Origin of the sequence: Rhizobium sp. PDO1-076, from assembly GCF_000247475.1 — a bacterium.
In the GTDB taxonomy this organism is placed as follows: Bacteria; Pseudomonadota; Alphaproteobacteria; order Rhizobiales; family Rhizobiaceae; genus Allorhizobium.
In genome coordinates this window covers 1-9,559 of record NZ_AHZC01000058.1, presented here as the reverse complement: position 1 = coordinate 9,559, position 9,559 = coordinate 1, and the positions used below count along the sequence as shown (strand labels likewise).

At 62.8% G+C, this 9,559-nt stretch carries 7 protein-coding genes and 1 pseudogene; 4 read left to right on the top strand and 4 right to left on the bottom strand.

All coding sequences use genetic code 11. The features are described 5' to 3' along the window. A partial coding sequence (locus PDO_RS05140; protein ID WP_007598728.1) for an alkaline phosphatase PhoX occupies positions 1 to 487 on the bottom strand: 487 nt, incomplete at its 3' end. A gap of 335 nt (positions 488 to 822) precedes the next feature. Here PDO_RS05140 and PDO_RS05135 point away from each other — a divergent pair. From PDO_RS05135 to PDO_RS26640, 4 genes are all read left to right on the top strand, one after another. After that, positions 823 to 2,601 (top strand): acyl-CoA dehydrogenase, encoded by a 1,779-nt coding sequence (locus PDO_RS05135; RefSeq protein ID WP_007598726.1) that lies wholly within the window; start codon positions 823 to 825, stop codon positions 2,599 to 2,601. Between the two features lie 133 nt (positions 2,602 to 2,734). Then, positions 2,735 to 3,493, top strand: a complete 759-nt coding sequence (locus PDO_RS05130; RefSeq protein WP_007598720.1) for a crotonase/enoyl-CoA hydratase family protein — start codon at positions 2,735 to 2,737, stop codon at positions 3,491 to 3,493. Between the two features lie 230 nt (positions 3,494 to 3,723). Then, positions 3,724 to 5,814 carry a methyl-accepting chemotaxis protein McpU gene (mcpU, locus tag PDO_RS05125; protein WP_007598719.1) on the top strand — a complete coding sequence of 697 codons (2,091 nt, stop codon included), beginning with the start codon at positions 3,724 to 3,726 and terminating at the stop codon, positions 5,812 to 5,814. Between the two features lie 197 nt (positions 5,815 to 6,011). Next, positions 6,012 to 6,326 carry a hypothetical protein gene (locus PDO_RS26640; protein WP_007598718.1) on the top strand — a complete coding sequence of 105 codons (315 nt, stop codon included), beginning with the start codon at positions 6,012 to 6,014 and terminating at the stop codon, positions 6,324 to 6,326. 11 nt (positions 6,327 to 6,337) lie between these two features. Here PDO_RS26640 and PDO_RS05115 read toward each other — a convergent pair whose 3' ends face one another. From PDO_RS05115 to PDO_RS28910, 3 genes and pseudogenes are all read right to left on the bottom strand, one after another. Then, positions 6,338 to 7,918 (bottom strand): peroxidase family protein, encoded by a 1,581-nt coding sequence (locus PDO_RS05115; RefSeq protein ID WP_007598717.1) that lies wholly within the window; start codon positions 7,916 to 7,918, stop codon positions 6,338 to 6,340. Positions 7,919 to 8,096: 178 nt separating this feature from the next. Further along, a complete protein-coding gene (locus PDO_RS05110) occupies positions 8,097 to 9,347 on the bottom strand; it encodes a class I SAM-dependent RNA methyltransferase (RefSeq protein ID WP_007598715.1) in 1,251 nt (416 codons plus the stop codon). Beyond that, positions 9,344 to 9,559 (bottom strand): annotated as a pseudogene (locus tag PDO_RS28910) (TlyA family rRNA (cytidine-2'-O)-methyltransferase); the annotation flags it as partial. The pseudogene PDO_RS28910 and the gene PDO_RS05110, both read right to left, overlap by 4 nt.

Here is a 9,559-nt window from a genome sequence, read left to right as displayed (position 1 = left end):
CTTCGTTGTTCGGCAGGTTGGTCTCGTTGTTCACGTATTCGTGGTTGACGGCGATCACCTGGTGGGTGCCGATCAGGAAGCTCTCCATGCCATCGGTATTCTCGCCAAAGACCTTGTCGGAGGCTTCGAGCGAAACGCCGTTGACCGGATCGATGTCAGCGACATTCGAAAACAGCGGCTGGCCCCACTTGGCGAGCGGCCTCCAGCTGTAACCTTCCGGCACGTGGATGGTTGTGTCGGTGGCGATGGCGATCGGCTTGAACGGGAAGCGCGAGGCGGCTTCCTGCGCCTGTGCCGAGGTCGAGTTCATCAGGTTGCCGACCGAGCCCATGGCGACAGCGGCCGAGCCCATGGCCAGCACGCCGAGGAAACCGCGACGCGAGATCGCACGCTCGACGACGCGGTCGAAATCGGTGACGGCCGGGGGCGGGTTCTGCAACTCGTCCCATTCGTCCCAGGACAGGTGGTTGGTGTTCGTATCGGTCATGTTGGCCTCCAAGGTTGGATTGGAATGGTTCCAGCCTTTGGGTTAGTCAGTGGCGATGACAGACATGTGACGAATTGATGGCACGCCGATACATCGCATATGCCTGAAACACCGGTTGCGCAGCACTTCTACCATGGTTTGCAGGGCCGCCGAGGGCGGGGTCAGGGTCAATTCATAAGCCTACCGCGGTGCGCCGCATGCAGGGTCTGCCGCTGTAGCCATCGCAAATAGTTTGACGTTTACGTAAAAATAAATTAGCCAAACTGGGAAGCTTCGCGCATCCTGGGTGGGGGATGATCGCGTGCAGCTGCACATGAGATATGGAGGAGAATGCCATGTACAAGGCGCCCGTGGAGGAGATTGCGTTCACCTTGAAGCATGTGGCCGGTCTGGCCAAGGCAATCGACGACGGAAAGCTCGGCGATCTGAGCGACGACCTCGTCGATGCCATTCTGTCGGAGGCCGGACGCTTCGCTTCGGACGAAGTCGCACCGCTCGCCGAAATCGGCGACGCGCAGGGCGCCCGCATGGTCGACGGCAAGGTCATCGTTCCCGACGGCTGGGCCGATCTCTATCGCCACTGGGCCGAAGGCGGCTGGAACTCGCTGACCGCTGCGGAAGAATTCGGCGGCCAAGCATTGCCGCACATGCTCAATGTCGCAGCGCTTGAAATGTGGAATTCCGGCTCGATGGCCTTTGCCCTCGGCCCGACGTTGACCATGGGTGCGGTCGATGCGGTCACGGTCCACGGTGCAGACAGCCTCAAGCAGACCTACCTTCCGAAAATGGTGTCCGGCGAATGGACCGGCACGATGAACCTGACCGAACCGCATGCCGGCTCCGATCTCGGCGTGATGAAGTCGCGCGCCGAGCGCCGCGACGACGGCACCTACCGCATCTTCGGCCAGAAGATCTTCATCACCTGGGGCGAACACGAGATCACCGAAAACATCATCCATCTGGTTCTCGCCCGTCTGCCCGATGCGCCAGCCGGCACACGTGGCATCTCGCTCTTCCTCGTACCGAAATACCTAGTCAACGAGGATGGTTCGCTCGGCGCCCGCAACGACCTCCATTGCCATTCGCTCGAGCACAAGCTCGGCATCCACGGTTCCCCGACCTGCACGATGATCTACGGAGACGGCAAGTTCGGCGATGAGCCGGGTGCCATCGGCTACCTGATCGGCGAGGAGAACAAGGGCCTCAACTGCATGTTCACGATGATGAACAATGCCCGTCTTGCGGTCGGCATGCAGGGCGTTGCCATCTGCGAGGCCTCCACCCAGAAGGCCGTGCAATATGCCAAGGACCGCACCCAGGGCAAGGCTCCGGGCTGGACGGGGCAGGGCATGAGCCCGATCATCGAGCATCCCGACGTCGCTCGCATGCTGGTGACGATGAAGGCTTTGACGCAAGGGGCGCGCGCCATCTGCTACACCTGCGCCCACGCGACCGACATGAGCCATCACGAAGAGGGTGAAGCTGCTCGTCACTGGGCCGAGCGTGCAGCCCTGCTCACCCCGATCGCCAAGTCCTTTGCCACCGATGCCGGCGTCGAAGTTGCCTCGCTCGGCATCCAGACCCATGGCGGCATGGGTTTCATCGAGGAGACGGGTGCTGCCCGTTTCTGGCGCGACAGCCGCATCGCTCCGATCTACGAAGGCACCAACGGCATCCAGGCCGCCGACCTCGTCACCCGCAAGCTGTCTTTGTCGAATGGCGCACAGGTACGCGGCTTCATCCAGGAACTGAAAGACACCGTCTCCGCCGTTCGGACTTCTAATCTCGAAGGCTTCGGTGAAACCGCAGACCGCCTGGAAGCAAGCCTTGCCGACCTGGAAGAGACGACGGAATGGCTGCTGGCCCAGCTTGCCGCCGGCAATGCTTCGACAGCACTCGCCGGTGCCACGCCCTATCAGCGCCTCTTCGGGCTGGCGCTCACCGGCGTATATCTCGCCAAGGGTGCACTCGCCGACGAGGAGCACGGCCGTGACAATCGCCTGGCGCTCTGCCGTTTTGCCGCCGAGAACATCATCGCAGAAACCGCAGCCCTGAAGGACCGCGTCATCAATGGCGCGGCGAGCCTGGAGGCGGCACGGGCTCTATTCGCTTAATCTTTGGCGTCGCGCGAAACGCGGCCCCTCATCCGCCTGCCGGCACCTTCTCCCCGCAAGCGGGGAGAAGAGCGAAGCGGAGGCGGGGTGAGGGGCTTTTCGCAGCGACGGGTCTAATTGAAGAGGGACAAGCATGACCGACCACATCCAGATCACCCGCCCAGACACCCATCCCGGCGTGCTCGTCCTGCGCTTCCACCGCCCGGACAAGAAGAACGCCATCACCCAGGCCATGTACCAGAAGCTCACCGCCGGTCTGCTCGAAGGCGAGGCGGACGAGAGCATCCGGGCCATCGTCTTCCTCGGCTCGGAAGGCTGTTTCTCCGCCGGCAACGACATGGCCGACTTTCTCGGTTTCGCCATGGCCGGTGCCGTGGGTGAACCCGCCGCCTTCGGCCTTTTGAAGGCGCTGACTGAAGTCACCAAGCCGCTGGTCTCCGGCGTCGATGGCCTCGCCATCGGCATCGGCACCACGCTGCACATGCATTGCGACCTCACCGTCGCCTCCGACCGCAGCCTGTTCAAGACCCCCTTCGTTGATCTCGCCCTGGTGCCGGAAGCGGCCTCCAGCCTGATCGCGCCGCGCATCATGGGCCATCAGCGTGCCTTTGCCATGCTGGCCGCAAGCGAAGGTTTTTCAGCCGAGCAGGCCCGCGAGGCCGGCCTGATCTGGAGGGTGGTTGCGCCCGCAGACGTCGAAGCCGAAACCCTGAAGATCGCCGCCGCGCTCGCTGCAAAGCCGCCGGCCGCGATGAAGATCGCCCGTGCCCTGGTCCGGGGCAATCCGGGCGAGGTGCGTGCCCGCATGCAGGAAGAGCTGGTGCATTTTGTCGCCCAGTTGAAGAGCACGGAAGCCCGCGCCGCCTTCGAGGCCTTCATGAAAGGACGCTAGGCTCGGGCCGCACTGAGGAAATAAATGACGTTCGTCAGTTTATTTGCCAGCGTGAGCTTTTGCTTAAATTCCTCTTAATTCTCTCGGCCTATTCATCGGTGAATGGCGATCCAAAAGAATCGCAGCATCGACATGAGGTCGCATGCTTGTCACACCATGACCCAATGGCAGTGTCCGGCCCGGCTGCATCTGCATGCCGAAATGGCGGATGAGAATCTCAGGAATTCCTCGTGAACGCCCGTTCCAATCTGATGACCAAAATCCTGCTGGTCGCGTCCCTGGTGGTCGTGGCCGCTCTGACCGGCTTCTCGGTCTATATCGACAGCCTCCAGCGCCGGGCCGCCACCGATGCTGTGGAAAGCGAGATCAGCTCCTCCGGCCTTCAGGCCTCGCAGAGCATCTCCAACTGGCTGGGTGCCCGCGTCATGCTGACCGAGCTGGCCGGCAATGCGGCCGCCAAGGCCAGCGATGCAGCCGGTATCACCGCGGCCTTCGACAATCCCGTGCTGATCCGCGAGTTCATGTCGACTTATGTCGGCGACGAGCAGGGCGTGTTCACCTCCGTTCCGAACCAGCCGCTGCCGGAAGGTTATGACCCGCGCAAGCGCCCGTGGTACCAGGATGCCGTCAAGGCCGACAAGATGGTCCTGACCGACCCTTATGCCGATGCATCGACCGGCAACCTGATCATTAGCGCCGCCATGCCGGTCAAGCGCGACGGCAGGCTGTTCGGCGTCGCCGCCAGTGACTTCTCGTTGACATCGCTGGTCGATATGGTCAAATCCGTCGACATGGGCGGCAAGGGCTCGGCGTTTCTCGTCAAGGCCGATGGCACCATTCTGGTTCATGCCGACAATGCGCTGGTGACCAAGAAGCTGGCCGATGCCTTCCCGGCCAACACACCGGTGATCGGTAGCGGCATCAGTGAAAGCACATTTGCCGACAAGTCCGTCCTGGTCAGCTTCCTGCCGATCAAGGGCCTGCCGATGGGTGACTGGTATCTCGGTGTCACCGTCGACAGCGCTCTGGCCTATGCCAGCATCGGCCAGTTCCGCGTGGCCGCCACCATCGCCACGATCATCGGCGTCATTGCCATGACGGCTGTGCTTGCAGCGCTGCTGTCGCGGCTCGTCGTGCGTCCGGTCGTCGATATGACCGGTGTCATGGGCAAGCTCGCCGGTGGCGATGTCTCGGGCGATATTCCGGGCACAGACCGCGTCGACGAAATCGGCCAGATGGCCGCAGCCGTTGCCGTCTTCCGCGACAATATCATCGAACGCGGCCGCCTGGCCCGTGAGGCGGATGAAACCCGCACGATGACCGAACAGGAGCGCCGCGAGCGCGAAGCCCTGAAGGCGCGTGAATCCGAGCAGGTGTCCTTCGCCGTGCAGGCTCTGGCCGATGGCCTCGGTCGCCTTGCCAATGGCGATCTCGTCCATCGCATCGACACGCCGTTTGCCGGCGATCTCGATCGCCTGCGCGCCGACTTCAACAATTCGGTGACCAAACTGCATGACGCACTGGCCATGGTCGGCCGCAATGCCCGGGCCATCGACAGCGGTGCGACCGAGATCCGGTCGTCCGCCGACAATCTCGCCCGCCGCACCGAGCAGCAGGCCGCCTCCGTCGAGCAGACCGCGGCAGCCCTTGAAGAGATCACCACCACGGTCAAGGACAGTGCCCATCGCGCCGAAGAAGTCGGCCAGCTGGTCACCCGTGCCCGTGGCGGTGCGGAAAAGTCCGGCGAGATTGTCCAGCGCGCGGTCGGCGCCATGCAGGGGATCGAAAAGTCGTCCGGCGAGATCTCCAACATCATCGGTGTGATCGATGAGATTGCCTTCCAGACCAACCTGCTCGCTCTGAATGCAGGTGTCGAGGCGGCCCGTGCCGGCGAGGCCGGCAAGGGTTTTGCCGTCGTCGCCCAGGAAGTGCGCGAGCTCGCCCAGCGCTCGGCCAATGCCGCCAAGGAGATCAAGACGCTGATCGGCGCATCGGGAGATCAGGTGCGGGCCGGCGTGGAACTGGTCAACCTGACCGGCCAGGCGCTGGAGGTGATCGTTCGCGAGGTTCAGGAGATCAACGGCCATGTCAACGCGATCGTGACCGCGTCGCGCGAGCAGTCGACCGGCCTCTCCGAGATCAACACCGCCGTCAACACCATGGACCAGGGCACTCAGCAGAACGCCGCCATGGTCGAGGAGCAGACGGCGGCAAGCCACGGTCTGGCCACCGAAGCCGCGGCCCTGACCGGGCTTCTCGCCCAGTTCCGCATCGATGAGCGGGCAAACGCGCAGGAGACGCGCCGTCGCTACGCGGCCTGATCTTTTTCTTCACCCTGAAACCCAGAAACGGCACCCATCGTGGTGCCGTTTTTGCTTTGCCGCCCGTTCCATCCTTGCGCTCACGCATCGTGTTCGAATAGTTCAGGTTCTGTTCACCGGTTCTGCGGATAGTGGTCGCACAAACATCCGTCTCATGCGTTTATCGAGACGAAGCGTGAAAACTGTTCGAGGTCACCATGTTGCGTGCGTTCCGCCTTGCCCTTTGCCTGGCCTGCCTGGGCCTTTCATCCGTCGCCGGGGTCGCGCAGGCGGCCAGCCGGACCCAGGCCGATCTTCAGCTGGTGAATGACAACGGTGATGTCATCATCCAGAGCCAGTCCCGGCGCCAGAGGCAGCCAGGTGTGCGGCCGCAGCGCTATTACTGTGTCATTCCGCCTTCGGGCACCCGCAATGGCGGTGCGGAAGCATCTTGCCCGGCCAGTCCCGGCCGCGTCGGCGGCAGTTGCCGCTGCGCCAACGCAATCGGTTCGGGCGTGCTCCAGACCTACTGAGACACAGCGGTTCAGCCGATCGGGTCGATGTCACCGACGAAGCGGATGAGGTCGACCATGGTGAAGTGGCCGGACGAAGCACCCGGCAACTCCGGCTTCCAGTTCGACTGCCGCCAGAGGAAGGAATCGTGATCGCCGTGGACGAGACCGATGAAGGTCTCCGCGACGAGCGTCGATCCCATCGGACCAAGCCTTAGGCCCTTGTGATAGTGTTCGGCCTCCTTGAGCACGTAGTACCAGAGCGGCGTCTTCTTGTGAAAACCGTGCTTGGCCGCCACCGTCCCGTCCGCGCCGGTGGCGATTTCCGCAGGCTTCATCGGCACGATCCCCATGGCCCGACAGACATCCTGGCCCGACGGCAAGCCGATCTGAACGCCGCGCTTCAGGTTGCGGAAGGGCAGGACGAAGTCGCGCGCTGCGGTCTTGTCTGTCTCCGGCCGTAGCCCCGGCAAGGTATGCAGTTCAGGCACGATAAAGGGATCGAGGCGCCGGGCGTGGTTGAGTGTGAAGTTGGGCTCCGGCGGCGTGCCAAGATCGAAAAAGCGCCGCCAGTCGATGATCCAGTTGGAGGGGAGATCCCGCAAGGGGCCGGGACCGCCGCCGGTGTTGACCGCGCCTTTGTCTATCAGTTCGCCGACGATCTGGCCTGACTTGCCGGTGAAATTGAACAGGAGCTTCAGCGTCCCGTCGGTGAAGGCATCCGGACCCGGGTTGAACGCCCGGTTGTGGCTGTAGCTCTGCCGCACCATCGAGTGACCGAGGCGGTAGGCGGCCGCTGCAAATTCCGCCGGCATGTACGGCCGGCTGCGGAACCGATAGAAACGACGGCCGTCATGCTTGATCCGGCGCACCAGCCCCGGTTCGGTCAGCCGTTCGACGAAATCGAAGAGCACGATCCACTGATAGTGCCAGGTGACGATGCGCCGCGCCTCGTGAAACAGCGCCATGCCCTTCAGCGCCGGCTGGCTCGCCTGCAGGCCGTCGACCACCTTGTTGTGGAACTTCAGCATCAGCAGGTGAAACTGCGCGATCAGCAGGTTTTCGTCATTGCGTTCGTCGAAGATCAGCGCATGGCCAACCTGGTTGCGCGGCAGGTCGTTGGGAAACGCCGCGATCGGGTTGCCGGCCTTGTCCGCTGACGCGGAGGCCTTGCCGATCAGGAATTTCTCGATGACGCGATGCGTCGCCGGATCGCGGTCGTAGAGATAGGGATGGATGCCCGGCCCGTCGCCATAGAGCGAATCGAGATCCAGCGCTGGCGTGCGGAAATTGCTGGTGGCCAAAGGATCGGCCTCCTGCTGCTCGAGCGGCGTCGTGTCGAGCGTGATGTCATGATCGACGAATTGGCCGAGATAGGTAAAGCCGGCGGGCACATTGGGATTGTCGCCCGCGGGATCGGTATTGCCGTCCGCACCGACGGCATCCTTCATCGCGACGGCAAGTTCAAAGAGGTCGTCTTCGTCCGCATCGAGCGCTGTGAGCGTTGGAAAAATGCGGCCGAATTTTCCAGGGTCTGCATTGCCGGCAAGGGCCTGCAAGGCGGCACGGTTCATCCCACGGACGCCGTGTCCGTGCATCGCAACTTCCGACATGGGATTCCTCCATTCAACCACTTCGGTTGGCAAGTATGCATTGGAGCTAATACGATGACACAGGATCGCGATGCGTGCAACGGCCATGATTAATAATCTTGGGTTGCATTTTAACTAATTCTTAAAGAGCGGTGCCCGACAGCTGTCCGGAACACCATCAGCCTGCGATCGTTGCGGGTCAACCCTTCGAGAGGGTCACGACCGCTTCCACATGCGGCGACCAGAGGAACTGGTCGATCGGGGTTACCTGGTCGATCCTGTAGCCGCCGGCAATCAGGATCGACAGGTCGCGGGCCAGCGTCAGCGGATTGCAGCTGATCGCCACGATCTTCTTCACCTGCGATCGTGCAAGCTCGGCGCATTGCGCTTCGGCACCGGCGCGCGGCGGATCGAACACCACCGCATCGAAATGCTTGAACTCCGACGTCATCAGTGGCCGGCGGAACAGGTCGCGCCGTTCGACGCTGAAGGTTTTCAGGCCCTGTGTATTGCGAGCGCCGTGATCCAGCGCCTTGATCGCCTTCTCGTCACCTTCCACGGCATGCACCTGCGCCTTGCGGGCAATGCGCAATCCGAATGTGCCGATCCCGGCAAACAGGTCTGCGACGCGCTTGGCCTTGCCGATATGGGCAATGGCGATCTCCGCCATCTTTTCTTCCGCTTCCAGCGTCGCTTGGGTAAAGCCGCCCGGCGGCAGCGATACGCGCGCGCCGCCGAAGTCCAGCATCGGTTTATGCGGTTCGATGACGATTTCACCATTGGCCGAAACGCGCGCGATGTCGCGCAGCCTGATCACCGCATCGCTGACGGCACGCCGTTCGCGATCGCCCAGACCGCCGCGCAGGCCGTCGAGCGAAATGTCGAGGCCGGTCAACGTTTCCGTCACCGTCATACGGAAGGCATCGGAACCTGCTGCTTTGGCGATGATCTTCATCGCGTCGAGCCGGGAGATGATCCCGTTCGACGCGATGGGACATTCCTCGATCGGCACGACATGGTGTGTCTCGGCCTGGTTGATGCCGATGACCAGATCCTTTTCGCGCCGGCGCACGGTAAATACGATCCGGCGGCGCTGGTGCGCATGCGCCTCGACCATGTCTGCGACCGGCGCCTCGATGTCCTTGGATTTCAGCGCCGCGATCAGGATCTGCCGCTTGAAGGCGTTGTAAGCGGGTTTCGCCAGATGCTGCAGCGAACAGCCGCCGCAGGTGCCGCCGACGCCGTCGGGGCCGAAATGTTTGCACACCGGCGCGATCCGGTCCGGCGAGGTCGTGGCAAAGGACATGATCGTGCCTTCGCTCTTGACCCGTGCAATCGACACGGTTTCGCCAGGCAGCGCAAAGGGCACGAAGATCGGCCCGTTTTCGCCATGCGCGACGCCGTCACCCTTGGCGCCGAGGCTGGAGATGGTCACCGTCTCGGCGCTCATTCGGCGTCCTCGCCCATGCTGTCATCGGCCTCGTCACCGGTGTCATCCCCAATGTCGTCATCCCCAATGTCATCATCGGTGTCGTCGTTGCCATCGCCAAGCGGCTTTTGACCGGCGAGCAGGAACTCCTCGTTGCCGTCGCCGCCTGAGATGGGAGAGGGGATCATACCAAGGCTCGTCCAGCCCATGTCTTCGGTGAGCCACCGTTCCAG

Excerpts from the sequence above, each read along its gene's own strand:
- PDO_RS26640 (WP_007598718.1), top strand. The coding sequence starts at position 6,012 with ATGTTGCGTGCGTTCCGCCTTGCCCTTTGCCTGGCCTGCCTGGGCCTT.
- PDO_RS05110 (WP_007598715.1), bottom strand. The coding sequence starts at position 9,347 with ATGAGCGCCGAGACGGTGACCATCTCCAGCCTCGGCGCCAAGGGTGAC.
- PDO_RS05135 (WP_007598726.1), top strand. The coding sequence starts at position 823 with ATGTACAAGGCGCCCGTGGAGGAGATTGCGTTCACCTTGAAGCATGTG.
- PDO_RS05130 (WP_007598720.1), top strand. The coding sequence starts at position 2,735 with ATGACCGACCACATCCAGATCACCCGCCCAGACACCCATCCCGGCGTG.
- PDO_RS05115 (WP_007598717.1), bottom strand. The coding sequence starts at position 7,918 with ATGTCGGAAGTTGCGATGCACGGACACGGCGTCCGTGGGATGAACCGT.